Consider the following 26,072-nt stretch of genomic DNA (forward strand, 5'->3'; position numbering starts at 1 on the left):
TTATTCATCCTGAAATTCAGCCATAACAAACCGGTTCCTACCTTGCTCCTTAGCTTGATACAAGGCAACATCCGCAAGATTAAACAATTGCTCAGCACTGGTGTGTTGACTGGGGAACACGCCGGCTCCGCCAATGCTCACCGTTACATGAGGGGCGACCAGCGAATACCTGTGCGCGATGGGATTATCGTGCAATACCTGACACACTTGTTCGGCGATTTTCTCCAGTGCCGATCGTTCGGTTAACGGCATGACAATCACAAATTCTTCCCCACCATAGCGCGCAACCAGGTCCACACTGCGCAAAGGAATGGATTGCAATAAAGAGGCAACTTGAGACAAGCACTCATCACCTTGCTGATGGCCATAATGATCGTTGTACGCCTTAAAGTAATCGATATCCAACACCAACAGCCCCAACATACCACCCGAGCGCAGTAACTGCTGAAATTGCGCGGCTAAGTATTCATCTAACCGCCGTCGATTTGCCAATCCCGTCAGCGGATCTAGCGTACTCAAGGCTTTCAATAAGTCACCTCGTCGTTTTAGCTCAAGGTGATTATTCACCCGAGCGCGTACAATCGCGCTACTAAATGGCTTAGTTACATAATCAATGGCCCCCACTCTTAGGCCTTCTTCCTCATCGGTTTCTGAGTCTTTGGCTGTGATAAAAATCACTGGGATGTCTGCCGTTTCAGGATTCGCCTTGATCCTTTTACACACCTCAAAGCCATCCATTTTGGGCATCACCACATCAAGTAGAATCAGATCAGGCTGATGCTCAACAGCGCGCCGTAACGCTTGCTCACCATTCTTAGCGACGATGGTGTCATACTGGTGCTTCAATAATTCAACCAAAATGCTGATATTGATGGCTTCATCATCGACAATGAGGATTCGATAACGCGTTTCAACTTGCAACCTCAGATTCCTTTTGTTGTTTGGGGAGATGGCTGTTGCACCTTAGCCCTATTATCCCATTTTAATGCTAACGCGCATGGGTAAATAGTCCACTGCATCACCTCAATATCGGCTAGGGCTCACATTTAATGTAACCGAGCGGAACTAAATATGGACATGAATATCAAACAGCTAAAAAATACGTCACCCGATATTTAATTGACGAATAAAACGAGCACTAGCGCAAGCCGGTCACCCTCTTTTCATCCGAAACACAAGGATCACGTGTTGTTGAAAAATGCCCTGCCATTTCAGACCAAAGTCAGTTTTACATTACTGGGCCTATCGAGTGTCTTAGCGTGCTTGTTTATTTATGTGTATTTTAATATTAGCCAAGGCATAGGTGATGAATTTAGCCGTAATGCACAAAACCAATTGGCCGACACCCTGATCAACAATGTTCGAGAGCAAGGCTTAGTGACCAGTCAATTACTGGTCTCACAATTAAGCCAAGCCAGTGAAATAAATCAACTTAACAGCCTTCAAAACTTAGCTGAACTTGTCGAAAAAAACCACCTAAGTTATGCCTTTATCTATGACCATCTCGGCAACCTGATTGGCCCCTATCAACACCAGCAAAGCGCTTGGCCAACTAACTTGCCCAAACTACAGTATCAAGCCGAGCTAGTCAGTAATGGTATCGTCAATATTTTCAGCCCGATCCCTAATGCCAATAGCGACCCTCACACCATGCTACTGATTGGCTTCCCTATCAGTGCTGCAGAAGAAACCAGTGTATTGCGTAGCAGCTTAAAGCAAAATTTATCCGACAGCTCATTACAATTCTTAATTCAAGCGGGGGTTGGCACCCTTCTGATCACCCTGCTGGCACTCGCGGCAAGCTATTATTTCTCCAGCAACTTAATTCACTCCATCCGACTGTTGACCAATCGTGCGCAGCGCCTTGATGAGGGCGATTTAGAAGTCAGCTTGGCACTGGATCGTCAAGACGAACTGGGACAACTGTCACTTTCGTTGCAGCAAATGCGTAACAACCTGATTAATAACTACAATGAGATGTCGCAACTGGCATGGTATGACCCCCTGACCGGTTTATTCAATCGAGAAGGTGGATTCCACCATGCTCGTTTGCTATTTAATGCGAAGGCAAACCAAACCATTAGTTTGGCGGTGATAAACTTGGACGGCTTTCAGCGAATTAACGACAATATGGGCTATAAAGAGGGTGATGAAACCCTGCAGGCTTTTGCCCGGCGCTTGGTGCAATTAGTGAATCGCTTGGCCCATAAACACTTACTTGCCCGCGTCGGAGGGGATGAGTTTATCGTCATTGTGCCTCATCCTCAAAGTGAGCTAGTTTGTAGCCAAATTGCCACCGAATTGTTAGCCCTAACCAAACAAGCTATTCAAACGGCAAAAAATGCCCACGCGCTCACCCTAAGTATTGGCATCGCCTCTACTCCCAAGGATGGCAACGACTTTGACACCTTATTAAAAGCCGCCTCAATTGCTTTACACACGGCGAAAAGTGAGGGCAAAAACCGCTTCACCCATTATCAAGCCGACGCTAACCAGCACGAGTGGCAACCCGAAGTACTCAAAAAAGCACTTAAGCAGGCGATTGAAAGCCAACAACTCTTTGTGCTTTATCAAGGTATTTTCATCGCGGATAACAGCCTAGTGGGAGTGGAAGCCTTAGTCCGGTGGAACCACCCTAAGCTAGGGCCCATTTCCCCTTCTCAGTTTATTCCCATTGCAGAGCAATCTGCCCCACTGATTGAAGACTTAACCTTATATGTGTTGGAGCAGAGTTGCGCGGCCTTCGAAGAACTATTAACCAATGATAAAGAGCCTTTTCGCATCTCACTCAACATTGCCGCTTGTTTATTGAATAACCCAGAATTAGCAGAGCTGCTGCTTTACAGCTTGAGCGAATACCAGGTAAAAGCGGAGCGCATTATCTTAGAGATCACCGAAACGCAACTCTTATCCGACATGGATTTCTGCTGCCAGCAATTAGACAAGCTGAAGGCGGCAGGATTTACCCTGTGGATCGACGATTTTGGTACCGGTTATTCATCATTAAGTTATTTACATAAGCTCCCCGTCGACGGCATTAAAATAGACCATAGTTTTATCGATCAACTCGAGCATTCAAGCGCCAGTCAGGCCTTCATTCGCGCCATTGTTGAGCTCGCTAGGGCACTGCAGGTAGACACCTTAGCAGAAGGTATCGAAACAGAGGGACAATACAAAATACTGAAAGGAAATGGTTGCCATTGGTTCCAAGGGTTTTACCTACATAAACCCGCCAACCAGCTTAATGTTCACGCTTTTCGCCAGCACTGCCAGCCAAGCGTGAAAAGAAGCCTAAGTCCAAAACGCATCAATGCCTATTAGGGGCTGGTGATCATAAGATCTTGTTTTACTAAGTTCAGATAAACAAAGCACAGCGGTGAGCCGCATCTTGAAATGTGGAGGATATCGGTCAAGGGACTAAAGCAACATGTAAGGCAACATATAAGCCTAAAACGGATAAGCCCAAGGCTTTAAACCTAGGCAATAAGCCTAATAAGGCAACACCTTCAACACACTCGCCTAGCGCTCGCGCGGACGGCGCTGCTTGCGAAGATGGCACCAAGCAAAAAACTGTAATATCGCAATTAATAATAACCCTACCAACAACCCAGCAATGGCGGTGGCAAAGCAATTACTGCCCACATATAGAAAAGCGCGTTTAGGCTGATCCACCTGATAAGCCACCATCAAGGCTTGATTTGTCAACTGAGCAAAGGTGGTCGCTACACTTAGGGAAACACTGCTCGACTGCTGCGCTTGTAGTGCCTGACCAGCAACACGATAATCAAAATTAAGGTGAGATTGACTCAACTGCCATTGGTCAACGGTGACTCTTGGCCAAGTCTTAATATCATCTGCAACATCATTCACCACATTAAAGTGCATCAAACTATAAAGTGACAGTGCCACTATGGCCAAAGCCAACAATTGGCCCATACGAATAGCGAAACGATAAAAACGGCCGCGTCGTGATGATTGCTCTTGCACTTGCATAGCACGCACTCGTAAAGAAGCGTCAACCACACCTAATTCATAAGTTTCCATTAGGTACTTTTGTGCTTGTAGGGGTTGCCCTTGCCCAAGAAGCGCCAAAAAAGTGGCGTCTTTTCTTATTTTATCGTCCATGTGCTTTATCTAGCCAAATTGGCTAACTACCTTGTTATTATTATCTTTGTAGCAAACCATGCCCTGTGCAGAGATGGTTACAACGTGTGAGAGACTTAAACCCAATCTAGTTTTATTACATCAGAATACGGCAAAACGTCAGTTCAAACAGGGAAGTGGTTAACAAAACAGCTAGTTAGTAGAGCCAATTGGCCTTGGGTGGTTGATTTTTGCTCACCAACAGGGTCAACAGGCTCAAATTATTCGCGCCAGTGTGGGCCTGGCGAATATTTAATGCCTCCAAGGCCTAATGAATCGATTCATTTAGAAAGTAGCGCTCACCATTAAAATGAGCAAAAACATACGCTAACATAGGGTGCCGGATATGCTCGTGGTCATCGCTCTCCAACAAATTTGACTCAGCAATATAAGCTAACTTGTTTGAATCGTCGACCATCACCAAATACCAAGGTTGCATTATATTCTCACCAGAGCTCAGCAAATGCTGATACTGCTGCTCTGCAAGGTTAAATGCGGCGTCAACACCGTATATCACTCCCCGGTAACCATGAACTTGATGCTCCACCAATTGGCCCATATGAAATTTACAATGTGTCATCAGCTTCTCCTTGCGAACCATGATCGCCTAACGTTCCCTGAGTCGGTGCCAAACGCTATTTGAGTCTCGCGGCAAGCCCGTTTAAACTAATGGGCCAAAATATACCTAGCTGGAAGCACCATGTTATTTTCTGTTCTCTTTAGTTTTAGTTTGCTTAGCTTGTCTTTGCTTGCCCCACTGCTAGGTTTCACTTGGTTTGACTTTGCTCCCACCCAAGAAGATATAGGTAACATACTGATTGGAATTAGCTTTACCGGCTCAATTCAAGGCATTTTGCTACCCATCATATTTTTATCAATTCATTATTCAAAGACAGCAAAAGAGTGTTGGCGAACATTCTACTGCCTGTTCCCCTTGTTTATCTTGGCATTGTTAATTGGCTGGGGAATCCAAGCAATAACACAACATCCCATGCCCAATGTGGTTAATTTGGTCAATGGTGGGTTACTTGAGCCGACCTATTATCAGTTAAGCCGTGAAGAACAACATCAAGCCATGACCGCCGCCTTAGCTCAGAGCAACGGTCTAGCTGACTACCTCAAAGCCGAATGGCGACAATGGACTGGCTATGCCATGCCCGCCTTTCACGCCATCGCGAGTTTTACCGTGGCCCTGTATTTTGCCGCCCTATTCTTTCGTCGTCAGCAAGGGGTTACGGCTATGTTGATCTTAGGCTGGGCTCACGCTTGTGTGTTTATCCGCTTGCTCATTGATATGCAAAGACCACAAGATCTATTCGTCGGCTTGATCATTGCCGCCCTATGCGCTCAATTGGCCTTGATGTACCTTCGCAGTAATATCAAAAAAGAGGATGCCATACGCGCATTACGGGAAAAGAAACTCGCAGAGGCTAACGCCGCCGAATAAAAGGTCAAAGGTCACGTGACGCTGCCCTTAATCAGCGTCACGCCTAACGGCCAGAGGCCAGCGGCCAAGACCGACAAATGCTCACTCAACAAGCATGTTGACGTCACTTGGGTATCAGCTACCACTCATGCTTTAAGCTGAAACAATGATCGCCATAACAAAACAAATGGCCCGCTAAATAATCTTGCAATCAACTTCACTAATTTCGCACAAATTAGTCAAAATGTTATAAAGATGATATATCTTGTTTCTATAAATTAACGATTTAGATATAAAGCCATGACATTTATAAGAGACTTCAGTTTACTGCGGTGTACTCACTATTTGATGATTTGGTTGTTGTTATGCTTCTCACCTACCTTATTATCTTCACCGTTAACTTACACCCCCCTTAATACTTATCTCAGTCAGCACCCAAGCCAGCAAGCTATTAGTGAACACTTTTCATTGCGCGTCCGAGCAGCTGCCCAAGGGATTAGTGTAGAGCAGCAGCGACCGGTACGCATTTTTGTTATTTACCCTGGTAAGCAGATATCCGATTACTGGCGACGCAGTATCGCTTCCTTTACCGCACGATTAGACGAACTGAATATTCAGTACGAGCTCAAAACGCACTACACCCGCCCAGCCATGGCGCAGGAACAACAAGAAAGACTGTTAAATAGAGCAACCCGCTACCGTGCCGATTACATCATCTTTACCTTAGACACTCATAAGCACAGTGAATTTATCGAGCGACTCCTTAAGGTAGGGATCAGTAAGATCATCCTACAAAATATCACCACCCCAGTAGCACAATGGCAAGCTAACCCCCCCTTCTTGTATGTGGGTTTTGATCATGAAGCTGGCAGCCGCAAACTCGGCCAGTACTTTAAACAAAAGACACAAAATTCAGGAGATTACGGCGTCGTCTATTGGTCACCGGGATTAATCAGTGAAGCCCGGGGCGAAAGCTTTATCAACGAACTAAAGCAAAGCTCGGCGCTCAATTTAGCCCAAAGCTATTACACCCAAGCCTCACGTCAATCCGCCTATCGCAGCACCCTCGCCATTCTCAAACGCAATCCGCAGGTTAAGTTTATTTACGCTTGTGCCACCGATGTCGCCCTAGGAGTATTAGATGCATTAAAGGAAACCGGCTTAAAAGACAAGATTATGGTGAACGGTTGGGGCGGTGGCGAACAAGAACTCGCCGCCATTGAGCAAGGCGAGCTAGACGTGACCGTGATGCGCATGAACGATGATAACGGCGTGGCCATGGCGGAAGCGATCAAATTAGATATTCAAGGGCTGGCATCACAGGTACCACAGGTTTACTCAGGTGACTTTGCTATCATTACCAAACAAACACCTGCAAGCCGACTGGAACAACTAAAGGCCATCGCATTTCGCTATTCAGGCATACCTACTAGCAACCAATCTCTGAGACAATCACAGAGCAAGCACCAAGCCGCGACGCGCCAGTCATCAAATAACCAACGCAGTCAGTAACCGCCCTTAGCCGATTAAGGGCTGACTCAGTTAAGCTGGGCGTGCATTCTCACGCAGCCAAGCCACGGTTTCAGCGGCAATATTGAACGCGTTGTCACCTAGGGGAATAATCAATTCAGTTTTCGGCGGTAAGGTTTGGATCAAATCGCCACCTTGCACCTGACTGATTTGAGGGCTCAACTCAGCGACATCCACGCCAAACTGAGAAATCACCAACGACTTCACGCCGGGATTGACTTGTGAAGGCGCGTAAGCAGGGGTGTATTGTTCACCTTGAGCGGTTTTAATGGCATTTAATGGCACGTAAAACACGGTATTTAAAAACACTGGCCACAATTCATTTTGGTCTGTGGTGCCCTGCTCCAATCCTTCGATTAACTTGATAAATTCGGTTTTCTCTCGCGCTGTCATCATGACTTCCTTGTTTGCTATGACTAGCGCCATATTGCACCATCTGAGCGCAACAAAGAAGGCTTAAAACCTTAACTGCCTCACACCTTAATAATAAAGGCAGCATAATTGATAGGAATTTGGCAAAATTGACCAACGCGACATTGAGCCAACCAGAACAGCAGGCAGGCCATGAACATCACCTTAAAACAGCTCCGCATTTTTACCACCTTGGCCAAAAGTGCCAATATTGGCATCGCCGCACAAAGCCTATGTTTAACCAAACCCGCCGTGAGCATGGCGTTAAAAGAGCTAGAAAACCAGCTCAATCAAACCTTATTCGAACGTTTACCCAATCGGTTACGCCTTAACAGCCAAGGTGAGTTGCTGCTGCCACTGGCTCATGAACTCCTGTCGCGCAGTGAAGAAATCAGTCAATTATTTGAAAGCCAAGCGCTAACCGGCGAGCTGCACCTAGGTTGCAGTAAAACCATAGGCAATCAGCTCATGCCCGCCATTTTGGCCCAGTTTCGCCAACAAACCGGCCACCAAAGGCAAAGCCTGCAGATAATGAACAGTCGCGATGTGTGCCAACAAATCGCCAATTACGAGTTAGACCTAGGGCTTATTGAGGCCAATGTTTGCTTACCCGGTCAGGTATTGGCGCCTTGGCATCAAGACACCATGTGCATTATTGCCCCACCCAATCACCCTTTAGCACAACAGAAGCAACTGCCACTTGCCGCATTAGAGCAACAAAACTGGGTGCTGCGTGAAGATGGTTCGGGCAGTCGCGCTTGGTTTAATCGCGAGGTGGCGGCCCATTTACAACACTGGCAGCTGACCCTTGAGCTTAACGAGGCCATGGGCATCATTAACTGCGTGGCCCATAATCTGGGCTTATCCTGTATTTCTGAACTGACCGCCAGCGATGCCTTGCAAAGCGGCAAAGTAGTGGCGCTGGATCTGGCGCAGCCCCTCACTCGCCCGCTGTTTTTGGTGTATCAACAAAACAAACGGCAAAGCCCCTTGTGCCAGCGCTTTATCGAACATTTACAGCGCTGCGTTGGTGGGCTTTAGCTAGATCATAAAACTCTTAAAACCAAGACCAGTCACATTTTGTTATACGAAACGCCGTGAAATCATCCCTGATGGCTTAACTCTGCCTCCGTGCGGCAGATATTCGTCTAACAAAACATGACTAATTGGCCAACATTAATCACCCATTTTACAACCTACTTCACTTGAAAGCGGCGCTGACTACGCACTTGGTCGCGCACATAGTGCAGCGCAACATAGCCCACGACTAAGGTAGCGACGATCAGCTCCAATTTAGCCAACTGAATTAACAGCTGAGCCCAACTTGGGTTATAGCCTTGCTCCAATACAAAGCCAGCCAGTTTAAACAGCGCCGTTGCCCCAATGACGGTAGGAAAGGTAAAGGCCGCAAAACCGGGGGTAAAAGGTAATTGCAGTAAGCGAAAAAACGCCAAGTACAAAAAGCCGGTCATCAAAATAGCCAGTACCAATAAGCCCACTAACAGGTAAATATTCGGCTCGGCAATCAGGTTTAAATACCCCGCCAAACTTAAGCTAGCAGGCGCGGCCAAGATGGCTAAGGTTGGCTTAGCCGCATCGGGCAAGGCGCCGCAGCAACAAAGGCGAAACAGCATAATCGGCAACAAAATCGCGTAGCAAGTTAAACCAAAATACAACAAGGCCATGGCTAATCCATTAAACTGGCTCGTCGGACACGTTAACGCCGCCACAATAATGCCCACCGGCGGTACGAACCAGCTTGGCACCATGTCAGCCAATTTAAACTGGCGCAGGCGATGGTAACTAAACATCACTAAAAAGGTGATATGCAAAGCAACGGCCGCTAACCAAACCAGTTTCGCCCCTAGCATTTGATGGCTAGCAAAAGTGCTCGCCACCACCATGCTGGCCATGGCAAACGTCGGCACCACACTGCCCACCACGGGATGAGCTAGATCGGCCAGCAAGCCATCGGGATGCAGCACAAACTTAATCAACAACACCACCAATAACACCGCAGCCACTTGCGCACTAAGCAACTGAAAATGCGCCACACCCGATGCCATTTGATCCCAACCCCACCCTAAGCTGGCAATGGCTAACGCCAAGCCCGCCATAGGCGTGTGGAACATCAATGTGCGCTGCTTAATGTGTTTCATGGTGTTGCCCTCTGTATTCACTGCTAGCAAGTGTAGGGCAAACCAAAGAGTAAGAATATTTGAATATTTTTAATACAGCGTTAATTTTAAATTAACACTGTATTCGCTCAGCTACAGCTCATTGGCTTTACGATAAGCGCCTTGGTAATCAAAGATTTTATCGCTGATTTGCCAAAAGTGTTTTTGCTTACGGGCAATCACAAAATCCGGTGCGACGAGTTGATCGCTGAGGGTGAGAACTTGGTTTAAGTTAGTAAACGCTTGCGGCGCTGCGCCTTGGCCACTGCGGCGACCAAATTGCTGATTAAAGATAAAACGCTGGCCTTGATTGGCCAAGTCAAAATACTCTTCCAGCTCAAGCCCCTGCTCGTCGAAATAGGTGATTTTCAACTTCCCCTTATGCTCGCTGCACACCATGCCGGCACAGCGGATCACTAAGGCATCTTTTAATTTTAACGCCGCCTTGAGCTTATCGTCGGGATCCACCAAGGGCTGCTGACATTCGTGGCAAACGCGGGCGGCTATGTCGTTTTCGGCATTACAATTGGGACAGTTTTTAAAGCGAAAGCGAAAGTCACACAACTCAACCTCGCCTTGCTCGGATTCAAAAAAGCCCTGACAGCGACGACCAAAATGCTCGGTGACCTTACCTTGGCCGTCGGTTCGCCCCCAAAACACATTGGCAAAACCACAAGCGGGGCACAGCACTTGCACCGGCTCGGTATCACCTGCGGGTTTCTTTTCGCCCACTTCCGGGGCGTACAAATCATATTGATTGCCCGCATAATCTATCACTAAACAATCTTGCTTGCCCGGCGCTAAGCGCAGCCCGCGGCCAACAATTTGCTGATACAAGCTCACCGACTCGGTGGGACGCAAAATCGCGATAAAATCCACATGGGGCGCATCAAAGCCGGTGGTCAGTACCGACACATTAACCAAATAGCGGAGGGTTTTGGCTTTAAAGGCTTGGATCAAGGCATCGCGCTCGGGCGTTGGCGTGTCGCCGGTGATCAAAGCGCAAGATTGCCCCGCTAAGTAACCGGCAATTTCCTTGGCGTGCATCACGGTGGCCGCAAAGATCATCACCCCTTGACGATCTTGCTCATCCGTTAGCTGCCGAATATGCTCCACTATGCTTAAGGTGGCGCGCTGCTGGCTGCGTAATAAGGTGTTCACCTCGTCGGCCTTATACTCGCCATTGGCGGTGGCCGATAAACTCGAAAAGTCATACATGGCCACGCTGACATCAATTTGGGTCGGCGGAGTCAAATACTTATGTTTGATCATATAGCGCAGCGGCAATTCATAAATGCAGCGGCTAAACACCTTGGCCTCGGTGCTGCGCACCATGCCGTGATAATGGTATTGGTAGATCCAGCCCGTGCCCATGCGATAGGGAGTAGCAGTCAGGCCGAGCACTTTAAGCTGCGGGTTAAATGCTTTTAGCTGCTTGATCACTTGCTGATATTGACTGGTATCTTGCTCCGACACACGATGGCATTCATCTATGATCAAAAGCGAAAATTCATTGGCAAAGGCAGGCAGATTACGCGATACCGATTGCACACTGGCAAAGGTCACCTGATGCTGGGTGTTTTTTTGTTTTAAGCCGGCCGAGAAGATCCCCGCAGACAAACCATAGCTTTGATACTTAGCATGGTTTTGCTCCACCAGCTCTTTCACATGAGCTAACACCAATACCCGACGCCGCGCCAGTCTGGCTAACTCGGCGATCACTAAGCTTTTACCCGCCCCCGTTGGCAACACGATCACCGCAGCATCATCACTGCGACGAAAATGGCGCAACGTGGCGTCAACGGCTTCTTGTTGATAACTGCGTAAGGTGAAGGTGGACATATAAACTCAATACTCATCGATGGAGTGAGTATGATACCTAAACGCGTGTTAAGTTGAAAAACGCAAACGCGCTAAATGCAAAAATGCCGCAATGAGTGACCCCTATGCGGCATTTAGAATTCATGATGAGAGGCTAGGTTATAGCTCTTTATTAATCTGATGGGCTTCGTCCATCACGCGTTGGCCATTGTCATCCACCAGCCAAAGGCGATTTTCACCCACAAACAGCTGAGTGCCATCTTCAAGGGTGATGGTGTTGCCCGCGTCATTCCAGTTAAATGGGGCTTCCTCAATCACAGCGGCGCCCATTTTGCCTAGGTAGTTACGGCTTAATGCGTATGTATTGTCAGGCTTTAGCTCAAGTAAAATTTCAATGCCGTCACAATCTTCACATGGAAGGGTGCCACGGTAGGTGCCGTTCCAATCCAATGATACTTTGGCGCTATCACCAACAGGCAGCTGCGGCTCTGTTGTTACCTCTGCTACCACCACCTCTTCAACAACGGCTTCGATGACCTCTGGCTCTGGAGTGGGTTGAGTATTGGCTGACTCTGACTGGCAACCAACTAAAGCTAAGCTACCTAATAAAGGAAAAAGTAATACGCGCTTCATCTTAATGCTCCTAAATATCGTCATGTCGCAGCATGAATGGCTGCTGTTTAGACAACTTTAATCGCACAAGGGCTCAGTTAATAGTAGGAAAAACCCCTATAGCTCAAGACAATGGTCATAAGCTATAGGCGTTGCATTGGGGTAGCAGTGGCAATTAGCTTGCCTTGGCGATCACGGCTTGCTGGGCGTGATGCAAATTAAGTGCGGTCACGATGGCATTAAATGATGCTGTCATAATATCTTGATGCACCGCGATACCTAGCACACGAGCATCTTCTATTTTCACTAATAAATAGGTAATGGCTTCGGCTTCAGCGCCCGAGGTCATGGCGTGCTCGGCAAAATCAATCACGTCGATGCGCAGGCCGGTTTGTTGTTGCAAGCCATTCACAAAGGCATCTAATGCACCGCGACCTATGCCTTCTATGGTTAATTGGCGCGCCGCTTCACCTTGGTAGCTCAATTCAGCCTTAACATGATCGCTTTGCTTACGCTCGATTTGGTAATCCCCTAAAACATAAGGGCCCGAAGTCGATAGGTAAGTTTGCTTGAACAACTCGCTGATTTGATTCGGTGACACTTCCGCGCCGGATTGCTCGGCGGTTTTTTGCACCACACCACTAAATTCAATTTGTGCCCAGCGTGGTAATTGCACGCCTAGCTCGCGCTCTAAGATCCAAGCGATACCGCCCTTGCCTGACTGGCTGTTAATGCGGATCACCTCTTGGTAATCGCGACCTAAATCGGTTGGGTCAATCGGTAAGTAGGCCACATTCCAAATATCGCCCTCTTGGCGCTGCGCCAAACATTTTTTGATCGCGTCCTGATGACTGCCCGAAAACGCGGTAAACACCAACTCACCCGCATAAGGGTGACGAGGATGCACAGGCAATTGGGTACAGGCCTTAACGGTTTGCACCACTTCATCGATGTTTGAAAAATCTAATTCAGGATCAATACCTTGGCTGTAGAGGTTCATCGCCATGGTGACCACATCCATATTACCGGTACGCTCACCGTTACCTAATAAGGTGCCTTCGATTCGATCGGCGCCGGCCATCACACCTAGCTCCGCAGCGGCCACACCACAGCCACGGTCGTTATGGGTGTGCAAGCTGATGATGATCTGATCGCGTTTCGCTACGTGTTTCACAAACCATTCAATTTGGTCGGCATAAACGTTAGGTGTGGCCATCTCAACCGTAGCAGGCAAGTTAATAATCACCTTGTCGTCACCTTCTGGCTGCCAAGTGGCAACTACGGCATCACAAATTTCTACCGCAAAGTCTAACTCGGTGCCGGTAAAGCTTTCTGGCGAGTATTGTAAGATCCACTGGGTTTCAGGGTTGGCTTGCGCTAAGGCTTTGACACATTCGGTGCCTGTTACCGCGATATCGATAATGCCGGCGCGATCTAACTTAAATACCTGCTCGCGCTGTACCGTTGAGGTAGAGTTATATAAATGCACCACGGCACGTTTAGCGCCTTTTAACGCTTCAAAGCTGCGCTCAATTAACGCGGGGCGCGCTTGGGTTAACACTTGAATGGTCACATCGTCTGGGATCTGGTCTTCTTCAATCAACCAACGCACAAAGTCAAAATCAGGCTGTGAGGCCGCGGGAAAGCCAACTTCAATTTCTTTAAAGCCCACTTTCACCAATAAAGCCCATAGAACTTTTTTCTGCTCTACCGACATCGGCTCGATCAGCGCTTGGTTGCCATCGCGTAAATCCACGCTACACCAGGTGGGAGCTTGCTCAATCACCTTATCTGGCCACTCTCTGTTGACCATTTTAATTGGTTTAAACGCTTGATATTTCTTATGGTTAAACGATGACATCTGAACCCTCGCCAGCAAACTAATAATTATTTTATTGTTGCTAGTATAAAGAGGTAAAACGGCAATATCTTAGCTCATTTTAACCACGCAGGTAAAAATTGAACAATCAGTCACCAATAATATAACATTTTAAGCAATAACCAACCCTAACCAAGCATTCTCGTCTTTATGACACCTCTTGGTGGGATATGCTTTACTTAGCATAATTATTATTATTTCCTAGACACAGGGTTAACTGGGGGCTAAAACCTTATAACCCTTCTCTTAAACATCGATACAAGGCAGTCTTATGGCGGATGATGACGATATTCTGATCTTTGAGGATGACGAGCCAAGTGATACCACACCTAAGGTGCAAGCCAAGGAAGACCGTTATTGGAAAGTGATGATTGTCGATGATGAGCAAGACATTCATTCCGTTACCCGTATGGTGACCCATCAGATGCGCTTTATGGATTTGCCCGTTAAGACTCTAAGCGCCTATTCGGGCGCAGAAGCGAAACAGCTGATCAAAGAAAATCCCGATACGGCTTTGATGTTTTTAGATGTGGTGATGGAAACCGACCACGCCGGGCTCGACGTGGTAAAGCATGTGCGTAATGAATTACAAAACACGCAAACGCGTATCATCTTACGCACCGGCCAACCAGGCCAAGCACCTGAACTCAACGTCATCGTCGAATACGACATTAATGACTATAAAGAGAAGGCCGAGCTCACCTCGCAAAAACTACGCACCACCATTTATGCCTCGTTAAGAAACTATCGTGATATTCAAGCGATTGAAATCACCAAACATAATCTTGAGGCCATGATCAAATACTCCCACGAGCTATTACATGAGCAAGCCATCCATGACTTTGCGAGCCATGTACTAAGCCAGATGACCACTTTACTGCACCTGGGTGATGATGCCTTATATTATCGCACCGCACAAAATAGTGATGATAAGGAAGTACTGGTCGGTATCGGCGAGTTTGCGGCATTCTCTGACAACAAGCTAAGTGAGTTACCAACCGAGATTCAAGATGAGCTTAACGAAGTGCAGCGCACCCAAAGTAATCTATATTACGGTGATCGCTACGTTGCCTATTTTAAAACGGCGGAAGGCTCTGAGCATATTCTCTATTCAAGAGGCAAACCACGTCATGAGTTCTCAGAGTATGATCAACACCTTATAGAAGTTTATTGCCATCATGTGGCGACCGCTTTTAGTGTGTTTCATCACAAAAAATAAACCCTACTCACGGTTTTGCCGCCAACATAGGGGTTATCCCTAATAGTGATTTGGTTTTGTCCTCCATATATTTGAAGCTATCAATTTAGGAGGACGAACACATGGCTCACATTATTTTCTACGCTGATTACGACAAAACCACCAAGCAAAAGCAAAAACAGAGAAAAGAAGTGGTGCTAACCCATCAAAATGACAAGGGTAATAGCTTCCAAGTTAGCCGTGATATGTTAGACGAGGAAATTACCTTTACACCATTATGGGAAACATCGACTCCACCTCGTATTAACCTGTAAAATTCGATAAAACTGATATAAAACCTTCCTAATACTGGTCAAAACATAGATAAAAAAGCTATATTTATTTTATCTTTGACCAGTAAGAAATCATCAACCCTATGTTTAAGCGTTTATCGCTACCTTTTCTGTTATTTGGCTTACTTTGTATCTCGCCAATGGGACTGACCAAAACCATCGTGAAGGTGGGCGGATATCCTTTTGCGCCCTATGTCACTAAGTCTGCGGATGGCCGCTATTCTGGTTTAACCTTAGATATCATTAACCAACTCAACCAGATCCAAGACAAATATCAGTTTACCTTTGTTTCTACCTCTAGCCCCTATCGCTACCAAGCCTTTAGCCGTAATCGCTTTGAATTGATGTTTTTCGAAAATAAAATGTGGGGCTGGCAACATGCTGATTTTTATACTTTACCGCTCCCTATTGATGACGGAGAAGTCTATATCGCGAAACATGATCCCGCCGATCCAACCGATTACTTCGCTGACATCGCCAGTAAAAAGCTGGTGTTGGTTGAAGGCTATCACTACAACATTACCAACGACCTAACCGATAAAGCGACGTTAAAGAAAAAGTTTGATGTCACCTTTGTCACCAATAACCATGCCAGTATCGAAGCGATTCTACGCGGCCGCGGTGAGGTAGCGCCTGTGACTTGGTCTTACTTGCAACATTATTTTAGAGAGAACCCACAAGCGAAAGAGCGAATTATTAGCTCAGAGCGCTGGGATCAACGCTATCAACATCAGGTTTTATTAAGCCATAAGGCTGCCATCAGCCACGATGAGTTGCTGTTTTTGTTGCAAGAATTGGATAAAAAAGGGGTATTAGACGAGCTTGCGACCAACTATCAACTTAGCCGCAAAGTAAGCTATCGCTAACGCTGGAATACACCACGTTGAACTGCTGTTTTTGTGGCAATAGTTGGATAAGTACGGAAGATTAGGCAAGCTTGCGACCCCTATCAACCCTGCCAACTTAGCCACAAAGTGAGCTATCGCTAGTGCTGGGATCCACGCTGGTTTTATTAAACCATGAGCCCCCATCAGTCACGATAAAGCACTGTTTTTGTTGCAAGAATTGGATAAGTACGGAAGATTAGACAAGCTTTCGACCCCTATCAACCCTGCCAACTTAGCCGTAAAATAAGCTATCGCTAGTGCTGGGATCCACGCTGGTTTTATTAAACCATGAGGCCGCCATCAGTCACGATAAAGTACTGTGTTTGTTGCAAGAATTGGATAAGTACGGAAGATTAGACGAGCTTGCGACCCCTATCAACCCTGCCAACTTAGCCACAAAGTGAGCTATCGCTAGCCATGATCTTGATTCTTGATTACACTGCCGCTTTCTGTCGTTACTAGCGAGCCCCCTATGCGCCTTGATAAATTCCTTTGTGAAGCGACCTCTTGGTCTCGAGCCGAAGCCAAAAAAGCCATTGCCCGAGGGCGTGTGGCCCATGCAGGGAATACCATCACCGACCCAGGATACAAGCTCAGTAACGATGCCAAGATCGCGTTGGATGGGGCGACACTTGCGCTACAAGGCCCAGTTTATATAGCACTGTATAAACCCGAAGGCTACATTTGCGCCACCCAAGACGAAGTCTATCCTTGTGTTTTACATTTAATCGAACAAGCCCATCAACAACCCTTACACCCAGCGGGCCGCCTTGATGTGGATACCACGGGGCTGGTTTTGTTGACCAGTGATGGCCAATGGTCACACCGCGTCACTTCGCCGAAGAAACATTGTCATAAGGTGTACCATGTTGAATTAGCAGAGCCAATTTGCGCCGATGCACAAGCGCAATGTGAAGCGGGGATCTTGTTACACAATGAAACCAAGCCAACACGCCCGGCCAAGCTCGACATACTGACGCCTACGCAAGTCAGGATCACCTTACAAGAAGGCAAGTATCATCAGGTAAAACGGATGTTTGCAGCCTTAAACAACAAGGTCATCAAGCTGCACAGAGCCAGTGTTGGCCCTGTTGACTTAACAGGGCTCAATGAAGGCGAGTGGCGCTATTTAACGCCCGCTGAAGTGGCTGCGTTTTAACGCAAACTACCTTAAGAGTCGCTATCAATATAGCCCGTTGCAGGGTTAGGGCCATAACTGAACTTCACCTTCACCTGCTCATATAGCATGGTCTCCACCTTAGCTAAAAAGTCTTCACCGGCTTGGTGAGGTCGATACTTAAACATCGCCTCAATCGCCATGCGCATCCCTTTCGCTTCAGGCTCAGCCTGATATACCTCACCGGTGCGAATAAACTCCAAATAAGTATTTATCTTGGTTTGCAAGGTGTAGAGGTGTACATCTTCTTCATCCCACTCAAGTGCGTCCAAAATGGTTAACACTAAGGTTTCATTTTCCTTATCGATACTGATTAAATCCACCGTATCTAGCTGTTCTACGCTCATTTTTAACCTTCTACTGCTTGTAAACTTTGTTCCACCAAGGTGGGGATATTTTCGATGGTGCTACCCTGACGAAAATGTGAAACCACTTGGTCGGCCATGGTGACCAAGCCGGCTTGTTCGTAACCTTTGGCCTTCACATCTTGATATAGCTGTTCTAAAAACGTTTGCGCCCCCAAATGACGCCATTGCACCAAATGCACCAACTCACGACAGTGTAGGCTCCAATCATCGCCGTGCTGACGCAAAATATAGTAGCCATGCTGGTAAGAAATAGCATTCAGCTCTGAGGGCATCCAGTGTTTGGCTAATAGGCCCTTGATCCCGCCTAGCTCAGGCATAGGCAATGTATCAACCAGCATAAAATGACATTGGCGCAAAAATTCATCGGGAAAATAGCCCTGTAAGTAAGGGGCAAGCACCTCACAGCTGTGCATCTCTTGTTGATGCTGCTGACCCAATTGCTGCATCCATTGAATGATTTGCTCTGTCATCACAAGCCTGCCTTAATCTGCCACATCCTGGTTTTCTTCATCCCAGTCATCTTCTTCAATTAGCCCAGCCGCAAGGGACGCTTGCTCGACGAGCGCAGCAAACCCCAAACTGAAATCAGGCATTAACTCGTACATTTCTTGGCTAAAACTCGCTAAATCAACATCCTCTTGCAGCGCCACTATGGCTTGGGCGTTGTCTTTGCTAGCAAAAAAGCTCAAGGTCATATACGCCATTGAAAAGGCTTCATAAAACTCGTCATCTTCCGGCAAGGCATCAAGTAGGGCTTGAGCATAGTCACCACTTCCAGCAGCAAAACCAAGGCACCACTCATGCAGCGGATGTCCGGCTAGAAAGTTGGCATCACAACCAGCCGAAAACTCTAGCTGCTCAGGTAATTGCATCCCTTGTTCATAAACTTGTTGGCTAATTTGATTATGTAAAGTGATCAAGGCAAACAATTTATCTTCGGCAATGTCGCTGGGCAATTGCCCGCCTAACATTTGCGCTAACCAGACATCCGTCGGTATCGGCTTAGGCGCACATACCAAGGCAAATAAAAACCCCTTGGTGGCCATCAACGAAAAGGTATTGTTAGGGGTTTCGGCACTATTTAACCAGGCCGACAGCAGCACTTCGTCTTGCTGACTTAAGTTTGAAGCTAATTCCACGTTGGTGATTCCAATCTTGGCAGTAAAGAGTAAAGCATTATCTTGCTTGATGTTATTTGGGGCTGACAGCGGATATATCGCGCCATCTTCGCCCCTTATATCGCTGATTAATCGTAAATCGTTGGGATAGGCTGACGCTTGTGCTGCGTGCGTTGATAAATCGCGATCAATTTGGCCTCAACTTCAGCGGGCACAGGTTTTCCTTCAAGGAAGTCATCGATTTGGTCATAGCTTATACCAAGGGCAACTTCATCTTCCAACTGGGGCTTAAGGGATTCCAGATCCGCTGTTGGCGCTTTATCCACTAACACGGCTGGCGCACCGAGATGCGCTGCTAACGCCCTAACTTGACGCTTGTTTAAACCAAACAATGGCGCCAAATCACACGCGCCATCGCCAAACTTAGTATAAAAACCCGTGATGTTTTCCGCGCTATGATCGGTTCCGACCACTAAACCTTGAGTGAGGCCTGCTACCTCATACTGTGCCACCATTCGCTGTCTGGCTTTAACATTGCCTTTCACAAAATCAACCGCTCCCGCATCGGGTAACGCTAGCCCTGTGTCAGCTAAGCCCGCTAAACTGGCCTGATGCAAGCCTTCAACAGCGGCTTCAATATTCACGGTAACGCGATGACTTGGCTGAATAAAATCAAGGGCTAGTTGAGCTTCATCTTCATCTTGTTGCACACCATAAGGTAAGCGCATCGCAATAAAACGATAATCATTGCCGCCTTGGGCTTGATTTAACCCCTCAATGGCTAATTGACACAGCCTGCCAGCGGTACTGGAATCAACGCCACCGCTGATCCCTAACACTAAGCTTTTACAGCCAGATTGGCTTAGGCGTGACTGAATAAACTCGATACGTCGTTTAATTTCAAACTCGACATCTATCTCGGCTTGTACCTTCATTTCAGCCAAAATCTGCGCTTTCATTGCTTTGCCACCCTTATTATCGCTATTGGTAAATGGACAAATTTAGCACTATCAAGGCGTCGGGCAAAGTAGTAGCCCCAATCCGACTACAATTAATTACACTAAGCCCTTTACCAACAGCCAAAAAATAACTAAATTTCATATAAGTATTTAAATAGAACTTAATATTTATCGAGGATACATTATGATCGGCACCATAGAGGTATGTTGTTTTAGGTTGCAACAAGGGCAACTGCAGGTGCTGCTACATAAACGTAAAATTGAACCCTTTATCAATCAGTTTGGCTTGATTGGCGGTGGCATATCGCCGGAACAAGATGCCGATATCAAAGACACGGCCACCCGAGTATTGCAGCAAAGAGCAAACCTTAAGTGGCGATACCTAGAGCAAGTCAACACCTTAGCCAATAACCACAGAGATCCTCGCGATTGGTCAATATGCTGCCTGTTTTTAGCCGTTATTGACGCAGAGCAAAAAGTTAATCCCCACTGTAAATGGATCAATGTATTTGATTTAATTAACTCTAAAGTGAATCTCGCCTTTGATCACTTGTCACTGATTCAACAAGCCCTGCTGCGCTTAATTAACAAAACCCAGTATTCCAGCTTACCTGTCTATTTCTTTGCAGATCAATTCACCTTACCTGAATTACAGGATGCCTTTGAAACCATTTTGCGCAGCAAGTTACCTAAAGCGGCTTTTCGTCGTCGCCTCAACCGTCCTGATATTTTAGTCGACACTGGCGAGCAAGATCGTAGCCAAAATCGTCCAGCTAAGCTTTATTGTTGCGCCGAGCAACATTTATTAGTGCACTTTGATCAGTTAATGAAAGGCCATAGCAACACAACGCCTGACCTCACGCACACCACAACCGACCAAGATCCACCACAACAAACTAGCCAAAATGAGTAACTGAATATTATATTTATCGTTATGATAACCCCCTACTGAAGTATTTGGGGAGATAGGGCTTGGATTTACTCTCACAACAGATTCACGATCTCCAACGTCAGCTTGACCGTTGTAATCAACAGCGTGATGTTTTAGCGCTATTAATTGACACCTTTTCCATGGTTATCGATGCCACCCAGGTGTGTGTCTTAGATCTCCACCCTAAGCCCTATCAGCTCGCCAGCCAAAAACGCAATCAAGCTTGCCAATATAGCGCTGAGCTTGACCCGGATTTAGCGAATCATATTGCCTTTCCCCTTACACGACGCCAAACCACTTGGTACCACCAGCAATATGATCAAACTTGGCAAATCCTCGTTTGGCCAGCAAAAGTCAATACGCGCTTATGTATTGCCTTTCAGGCACCGCTATTTTCTTTATCTCAACTGGACCAAGCCCCTTTATTTGAGAGCGTGTTGAGACAGTTGGGTTATCGCCTTCAGCTCGATGGCTACCAACAAGTGAATGTGCAATTCAGTGCAGCCAGTGAAAACATGGAGCAAGCGGCACAAGGCGATTCGAAAAAGTTCGCCGAGTCGCTGATACTACTGCAAAACATCAACCTACAATTGAGCAATGCGGATTCATTGGATCAGTTGCATCGAGAAGCCGTAGAGAGCCTAAGGACACCACTCAACTACGATCGTGCCGCCCTCTTTTTACTGAACCCCCAATCCTCAACCATGAACCCCACTTACGGCACGGATGAACAAGGAAATACGACCGACGAGCATAGCCATGTCTATGATATGCACAAAATGTCCCCCTTATTTATGCATACCTGCTTGCACACCCAAGAGTATTTTGTGGTGCTCGAAGACGTGCCTTTATTCAGCGATCAAAACGTGGTTGGGCATGGCTGGAATGCCATGTTAGTGCTGCGAGATGGTAGCAATCTGCTGGGCTGGATCGCACTCGATAACCTGATCAATCAACGCCCTATCACCCCTTACGACAAAGAGCTGTTACGCTCCTTTGCTTACATGTTTAGCCAAATTCTCGTGCGCAAGCGAGCCGAAGAAAACCTTAAAATGCTCTATAACAGCAGCGAAACCCTCTCGGCTGCGAAAACAGAATTGGATGTCTGTTACCAAGCCGTCTCCCTAGCGCAACAGCAATTAATGCTCGATCGGGTCGCAATTTTTCTCAGTGATGACAATGGAGCAACGATTCGAGGCACCTACGGCACCGACTTGCAAGGTAACATCGTTGATGAAACCTGGTACAACACCCCCACACCCAAAACGGATTTGATCAAGCAAGCGATTCAAAATGAAGACGTATTAGCCATCGAAGATCCCGCCACCCTTTATCATAACAACCGCCCCGTTGGCACGGGTTGGAATGCGATTTTACAATTACGCAGTAATCATAGAGTGATCGGCTTTTTATTTGCCGACAACCTGATCAATGGCTACGCCTTGAGCTTACATGCCCAGCAATTGATCCGCATCTTTGGCACCACATTATCAGAGATGCTCGCACGTAAGCAGGCCGAACAAAACCTGATCCAGCTAAACAAAGAGCTTGAGCAAAAAGTCACTCAGCGCACCCAACAACTGGAAGCAAGTAATCAAGCCTTGGCGAACACCAATGCCAAGCTGAATCGCCTGATTATCACCGATCCCCTCACTGGAGTCGCTAACCGTCGCTCGCTAGACAGCAGCCTACAACTTGCCTTGCAGCATGCCTGTCGGCAGCAACTCAGCTTGCATGTGGTCATGTTCGATATCGATTTCTTTAAATCTTACAACGACCACTATGGCCATCTTGAAGGGGATGAGACACTCAAGCAGGTGGCAGCCTTATTATCACAGCATTTTCGTCGTGCTGATGATTCCTTAGCGCGCTTTGGCGGTGAGGAGTTTGCGCTAGTTATACAGGGCCAACCGCAACAAGAAGTGATTGAGCGAGTCAACCAAGCTATTCACAGTCTAGCTGATCTGGCGATCCCGAACCTGCATAGTGAGCTGGGCAAAGTGACGATTTCCGCTGGCATGACCACACTGGATTTAGCCTCACCACCGTCCGTAAACACATTGCTTAATCAAGCTGATATCGCGTTATATCAAGCTAAGCGTCAAGGGAAAAACCGCCTTGCCCTATTTAGAACATAAGCAGGTTAACGGCACAGCTTATAAAAATGCAACCGAGTCAAAAAAAGCGACCGCGGTCTGCTTATCACTGATTTTACCTTGATGTTTACTCATTAATAACAACATGTGGCCTTGATAAACAAACATGCGTTGCTCCATTTGCATTGACTGACCATTTAAATCCAAGTCAAATACCACTCGATAACCCCGCTGGCCATCTTGTTCAATAAAACCACGCTCTCGTAATATCACCGCATTTTCAGGTAACTGTTGACCCATTTTGTTGATGATATCTTGAAAACTTTGCTGGTCTAGCTCTTCAATCGAGCCTTGGTCCAAGGTTTCCACCACCGAGCTAAACACGAGACCGGTTAAGGCCACCTTATCTTGTGGGGTTGAGTTGACGATCTCAAAGGTGACTTGTTCGGTTGCTTGTTGCTCAACCTTGATATCGGCGCGCGTGTCCACTGCAACGGGGATGGTTTTAAAATAGTAGGTCTGTAGCGATTCCGGTGCCGCAACCAAAAAATAACCCGCCACCGCGAGCCCCAGAACGCCAACCAACGACATCAATCCCTTCATTTTTCGCCCCAAAATAATATGTTAACTAGGTTTCGCGATTTACTTTATCACCTCAGCATGAAGAAATTAATCCATATGCATCCAATGGACGTAAAACTATTTAACCCTGAAATAATTTTTTGGCGTTTAATCAACCTGTAATACAAAAGCACTATAACCAGTGACAAAGGGCAGGAAGTACAATGGAAATGTCATTATCTCAAGCAATCGCACGCATGAATCAAATTGATGGATTTAAGCAAGTCATGCTTTGTTACCAACATCAAGTGCGTAATTTTGCCATTACAGATCAAGTCAGTCTGGAAGCGCTGCAGCAAGAGTTGCAAACATTGCGTAGTTTTGAATTATTTATCTCCCACCGTGAAGGCGATGAGGTGATAGTAAGTGGATTGAAGTTTGCGCAAAACCAATTCGCCGATGTGGCCCCTATCGAGTTGGCCAACAAATTAAACATGGCTGGCCTAATGACCAGCAACATGAGTTATCGCCGCATTATAGCGACCCATTAGGGGTCACCTGGCTAACGCCAATGCTGTATCTCTTCCCTGCCTTGTCGAGAGAGTTGGTACACCCCCGTGCTAATGCGTTCAAACCAGTGATATAAGTTCGATGACAACATGTTTCCTGCTTTAGGCTCGTCAATGGCTTTCGCCAATACGCCCGCTTTTGTGGCCCCATGATGCTCAAGATATTGAGCAATGCGGATCATTCGCTGACGATATACCGTCATTTTTTTCCCTTTGCTACTGGCCCCGCCAAGCTCAGGGTCGCCTTGTCGCTGGTGAAATTCGTTCAGTACTAATTGCTTTTTTGCCGTGTTTTTTCTCGGCTGATAGTCTCCGATGGAAACTAATGTCTCAACATAGGCTTGCTCTCCCACAAAGGCGACAACAATTAACCCCAGCCCCAAACGACGCAGTAACTTAATAATGCTTTTTTGCTGCTTTTTGAGTGGCGCACAATCGGCGGGAACGGCAATATAAACGAAATCCGTTAAGGCCAAGCGCTCTACCGCTTGTAAGATCAACGTCAGGTTTAGGGTGTTCTTTAGCTCCACGACCAAGATGTCATCTTGACGAACCGCCATCACATCACACTGTTTCACCTCCCCTTTCACCGTGAAGCCCTGAGCCTCCAACATGGCTTTAATGGGCGGGTAAAGATCCGTTTCTAATCGTTTTATTGTCATGCTTCGTAAGATAGGGTAATAAGTTAAACTCAATATGCTGTCGCATCTTAACGTGAAAGGACAAAAACTGTTATGGATTCAGTCACGCAAATCGCCCTTGGTGCCTCGGTTGCCGCGGCGATTGGTTACAAACCTTTTGGTAAAAAAGCATTAATTGCTGGCGCCCTGTTAGGCACCTTACCAGATATGGATGTAGTGATTAACTATGGTGACGATATCGCCAACTACACCAGCCATCGCGGTTTTAGTCACTCATTATTTGTACTGTCTGCCTTAGCTGGCATCCTGTTTCTATTGGCGAGGCAATATTGGCAAAGTGTGCGCGCGCATCCCGTCGCGGGATTTATGCTGATTTGGCTTGCGTTGATCACTCACCCCCTACTGGATTCTTTTACCACCTATGGCACCCAAATTTGGTGGCCAATGACCACCCCGCCGGTTTCCTGGTCCAGTGTGTTTATCATCGATCCTCTATACACCTTACCCTTGCTCATTGCAGGGCTCGGGTTAGCCATTTCCAAGCACCCCACGCGCTGGCAGAAAATCAATACTTGGGCGCTAGCCCTAAGTTGTGGCTACCTTGGCGCCAGTCAATTCGCTAAATGGCAAGTACAGCAGCAGGTCTATGAACAAAGACCTAACGCACACACCCTTTTTGTTGCGCCTACTCCCTTTAACATTTTGGCATGGCGAGTACTCAGTTATGAGGGCGAACAATACAGCGAAGGCTTTACTTATGTTTTTAATCGCCAACCGATTCAATGGCAACACTACAGCACGGGCCGCGATCAGCTAGCGAACTTTACCTCCCCCCACCTAAGCCGGTTAGAGTGGTTTAGCGGCGGTTTACTCCAGTTCAATCAGGTTGATGATCAGCTTCACGCCACGGATCTCCGTTTAGGCATGGGCGGCTACTACCCGTTTAGCTTTGCCATTGCTCAAGCCAGCAGCGTACAGGCAACCACAGCTTGGCAAACCATGGTCCCTATTCAATTGCCTCAGCCTAAAGCCGACTTTTCACAGTTAATGGAGCGCTATCGCAATATCGCACATAATTAGGGCCTGTTGACCTATTGGGCTTGTTTTTGCAGCGATTTGTTGGGTATTTATACAAGGCAGAGACTTTGCAGCATAGCCATCTATGCAAAAAGGCGCTAACACAGTAGAAATGACCAACAAACGCTGTCCTTTGGATTCGGCTAAAAGCGTTTTGTG

26 protein-coding genes are annotated in these 26,072 nt (G+C 46.9%); 12 read left to right on the forward strand and 14 right to left on the reverse strand.

Features of this window, described 5'->3' with window-relative positions; genetic code table 11:
* Entirely contained in the window at window positions 1-921 is a 921-nt protein-coding gene (locus tag K6Y21_RS16705) for a diguanylate cyclase domain-containing protein (protein WP_233073032.1), read from the reverse strand.
* Window positions 922-1,188: 267 nt separating this feature from the next.
* Here K6Y21_RS16705 and K6Y21_RS16710 point away from each other — a divergent pair, with 267 nt between their 5' ends.
* A complete protein-coding gene (locus K6Y21_RS16710) occupies window positions 1,189-3,321 on the forward strand; it encodes a bifunctional diguanylate cyclase/phosphodiesterase (RefSeq protein ID WP_233073033.1) in 2,133 nt (710 codons plus the stop codon).
* A gap of 198 nt (window positions 3,322-3,519) precedes the next feature.
* Here K6Y21_RS16710 and K6Y21_RS16715 read toward each other — a convergent pair whose 3' ends face one another.
* Both K6Y21_RS16715 and hspQ read right to left on the reverse strand, forming a co-directional pair.
* Window positions 3,520-4,125 carry a hypothetical protein gene (locus tag K6Y21_RS16715; RefSeq protein ID WP_233073034.1) on the reverse strand — a complete coding sequence of 202 codons (606 nt, stop codon included), beginning with the start codon at window positions 4,123-4,125 and terminating at the stop codon, window positions 3,520-3,522.
* A gap of 286 nt (window positions 4,126-4,411) precedes the next feature.
* Window positions 4,412-4,723: a heat shock protein HspQ gene (gene hspQ, locus K6Y21_RS16720; RefSeq protein ID WP_233073035.1), complete on the reverse strand. Its 312-nt coding sequence runs from the start codon at window positions 4,721-4,723 to the stop codon at window positions 4,412-4,414.
* Window positions 4,724-4,843: 120 nt separating this feature from the next.
* Here hspQ and K6Y21_RS16725 point away from each other — a divergent pair, with 120 nt between their 5' ends.
* Both K6Y21_RS16725 and K6Y21_RS16730 read left to right on the forward strand, forming a co-directional pair.
* Window positions 4,844-5,590 carry a phosphatase PAP2 family protein gene (locus tag K6Y21_RS16725; protein ID WP_233073036.1) on the forward strand — a complete coding sequence of 249 codons (747 nt, stop codon included), beginning with the start codon at window positions 4,844-4,846 and terminating at the stop codon, window positions 5,588-5,590.
* Between the two features lie 279 nt (window positions 5,591-5,869).
* Window positions 5,870-7,081 (forward strand): substrate-binding domain-containing protein, encoded by a 1,212-nt coding sequence (locus K6Y21_RS16730; RefSeq protein ID WP_233073037.1) that lies wholly within the window; start codon window positions 5,870-5,872, stop codon window positions 7,079-7,081.
* A 30-nt stretch (window positions 7,082-7,111) separates the two neighbouring features.
* Here the strand turns inward: K6Y21_RS16730 and K6Y21_RS16735 are convergent, their stop codons facing one another.
* Window positions 7,112-7,525 (reverse strand): hypothetical protein, encoded by a 414-nt coding sequence (locus tag K6Y21_RS16735; protein ID WP_233073038.1) that lies wholly within the window; start codon window positions 7,523-7,525, stop codon window positions 7,112-7,114.
* 138 nt (window positions 7,526-7,663) lie between these two features.
* Here K6Y21_RS16735 and K6Y21_RS16740 point away from each other — a divergent pair, with 138 nt between their 5' ends.
* Window positions 7,664-8,551 carry a LysR substrate-binding domain-containing protein gene (locus K6Y21_RS16740; RefSeq protein ID WP_233073039.1) on the forward strand — a complete coding sequence of 296 codons (888 nt, stop codon included), beginning with the start codon at window positions 7,664-7,666 and terminating at the stop codon, window positions 8,549-8,551.
* Window positions 8,552-8,706: 155 nt separating this feature from the next.
* Here K6Y21_RS16740 and K6Y21_RS16745 read toward each other — a convergent pair whose 3' ends face one another.
* The 4 genes from K6Y21_RS16745 to leuA form a co-directional block, all read right to left on the reverse strand.
* On the reverse strand, window positions 8,707-9,669 hold the full coding sequence (locus K6Y21_RS16745; RefSeq protein WP_233073040.1) for a TDT family transporter: 963 nt from the start codon (window positions 9,667-9,669) through the stop codon (window positions 8,707-8,709).
* A gap of 111 nt (window positions 9,670-9,780) precedes the next feature.
* A complete protein-coding gene (gene radD, locus K6Y21_RS16750; RefSeq protein ID WP_233073041.1) occupies window positions 9,781-11,529 on the reverse strand; it encodes a DNA repair helicase RadD in 1,749 nt (582 codons plus the stop codon).
* A 138-nt stretch (window positions 11,530-11,667) separates the two neighbouring features.
* Entirely contained in the window at window positions 11,668-12,141 is a 474-nt protein-coding gene (locus K6Y21_RS16755) for a copper resistance protein NlpE (RefSeq protein ID WP_233073042.1), read from the reverse strand.
* Between the two features lie 154 nt (window positions 12,142-12,295).
* On the reverse strand, window positions 12,296-13,981 hold the full coding sequence (gene leuA / locus K6Y21_RS16760) for a 2-isopropylmalate synthase (protein WP_233073043.1): 1,686 nt from the start codon (window positions 13,979-13,981) through the stop codon (window positions 12,296-12,298).
* A 289-nt stretch (window positions 13,982-14,270) separates the two neighbouring features.
* Here leuA and K6Y21_RS16765 point away from each other — a divergent pair, with 289 nt between their 5' ends.
* The 4 genes from K6Y21_RS16765 to K6Y21_RS16780 all read left to right on the forward strand — a co-directional run bounded on the left by K6Y21_RS16765 (window position 14,271) and on the right by K6Y21_RS16780 (window position 17,575).
* Complete coding sequence (locus K6Y21_RS16765) at window positions 14,271-15,218, forward strand: DUF3369 domain-containing protein (RefSeq protein ID WP_233073044.1); 948 nt, start codon at window positions 14,271-14,273, stop codon at window positions 15,216-15,218.
* 101 nt (window positions 15,219-15,319) lie between these two features.
* Window positions 15,320-15,511 carry a hypothetical protein gene (locus tag K6Y21_RS16770; RefSeq protein WP_233073045.1) on the forward strand — a complete coding sequence of 64 codons (192 nt, stop codon included), beginning with the start codon at window positions 15,320-15,322 and terminating at the stop codon, window positions 15,509-15,511.
* Window positions 15,512-15,612: 101 nt separating this feature from the next.
* Window positions 15,613-16,395: a substrate-binding periplasmic protein gene (locus K6Y21_RS16775; RefSeq protein WP_233073046.1), complete on the forward strand. Its 783-nt coding sequence runs from the start codon at window positions 15,613-15,615 to the stop codon at window positions 16,393-16,395.
* A 493-nt stretch (window positions 16,396-16,888) separates the two neighbouring features.
* On the forward strand, window positions 16,889-17,575 hold the full coding sequence (locus K6Y21_RS16780) for a pseudouridine synthase (RefSeq protein WP_233073047.1): 687 nt from the start codon (window positions 16,889-16,891) through the stop codon (window positions 17,573-17,575).
* Between the two features lie 11 nt (window positions 17,576-17,586).
* Here the strand turns inward: K6Y21_RS16780 and K6Y21_RS16785 are convergent, their stop codons facing one another.
* From K6Y21_RS16785 to nadE, 4 genes are all read right to left on the reverse strand, one after another.
* Entirely contained in the window at window positions 17,587-17,940 is a 354-nt protein-coding gene (locus K6Y21_RS16785; protein ID WP_233073048.1) for a DUF6572 domain-containing protein, read from the reverse strand.
* Window positions 17,941-17,942: 2 nt separating this feature from the next.
* A complete protein-coding gene (locus tag K6Y21_RS16790; RefSeq protein ID WP_233073049.1) occupies window positions 17,943-18,431 on the reverse strand; it encodes a hypothetical protein in 489 nt (162 codons plus the stop codon).
* 12 nt (window positions 18,432-18,443) lie between these two features.
* Window positions 18,444-19,100, reverse strand: a complete 657-nt coding sequence (locus K6Y21_RS16795; RefSeq protein ID WP_233073050.1) for a UPF0149 family protein — start codon at window positions 19,098-19,100, stop codon at window positions 18,444-18,446.
* Window positions 19,101-19,207: 107 nt separating this feature from the next.
* Window positions 19,208-20,038 carry an NAD(+) synthase gene (gene nadE / locus K6Y21_RS16800; protein ID WP_233073051.1) on the reverse strand — a complete coding sequence of 277 codons (831 nt, stop codon included), beginning with the start codon at window positions 20,036-20,038 and terminating at the stop codon, window positions 19,208-19,210.
* Between the two features lie 184 nt (window positions 20,039-20,222).
* Between nadE and K6Y21_RS16805 the strand changes: the two genes are divergently transcribed.
* Complete coding sequence (locus K6Y21_RS16805; RefSeq protein WP_233073052.1) at window positions 20,223-20,951, forward strand: NUDIX hydrolase; 729 nt, start codon at window positions 20,223-20,225, stop codon at window positions 20,949-20,951.
* 59 nt (window positions 20,952-21,010) lie between these two features.
* Window positions 21,011-23,107: a GGDEF domain-containing protein gene (locus K6Y21_RS16810; RefSeq protein ID WP_233073053.1), complete on the forward strand. Its 2,097-nt coding sequence runs from the start codon at window positions 21,011-21,013 to the stop codon at window positions 23,105-23,107.
* A gap of 18 nt (window positions 23,108-23,125) precedes the next feature.
* Here K6Y21_RS16810 and K6Y21_RS16815 read toward each other — a convergent pair whose 3' ends face one another.
* Window positions 23,126-23,668, reverse strand: coding sequence for a hypothetical protein (locus tag K6Y21_RS16815; RefSeq protein ID WP_233073054.1), 543 nt, complete (start codon window positions 23,666-23,668; stop codon window positions 23,126-23,128).
* 182 nt (window positions 23,669-23,850) lie between these two features.
* Here K6Y21_RS16815 and K6Y21_RS16820 point away from each other — a divergent pair, with 182 nt between their 5' ends.
* Entirely contained in the window at window positions 23,851-24,177 is a 327-nt protein-coding gene (locus K6Y21_RS16820) for a hypothetical protein (protein ID WP_233073055.1), read from the forward strand.
* Between the two features lie 11 nt (window positions 24,178-24,188).
* Here K6Y21_RS16820 and K6Y21_RS16825 read toward each other — a convergent pair whose 3' ends face one another.
* Entirely contained in the window at window positions 24,189-24,857 is a 669-nt protein-coding gene (locus tag K6Y21_RS16825) for a DUF2161 family putative PD-(D/E)XK-type phosphodiesterase (protein WP_233073056.1), read from the reverse strand.
* Between the two features lie 72 nt (window positions 24,858-24,929).
* Here K6Y21_RS16825 and K6Y21_RS16830 point away from each other — a divergent pair, with 72 nt between their 5' ends.
* On the forward strand, window positions 24,930-25,916 hold the full coding sequence (locus tag K6Y21_RS16830) for a metal-dependent hydrolase (RefSeq protein ID WP_233073057.1): 987 nt from the start codon (window positions 24,930-24,932) through the stop codon (window positions 25,914-25,916).
* Window positions 25,917-26,072: the final 156 nt, after the last annotated feature.

The organism is Motilimonas eburnea (assembly GCF_021295345.1).
Lineage (GTDB): Bacteria > Pseudomonadota > Gammaproteobacteria > Enterobacterales > CBDFNC01 > Motilimonas > Motilimonas eburnea.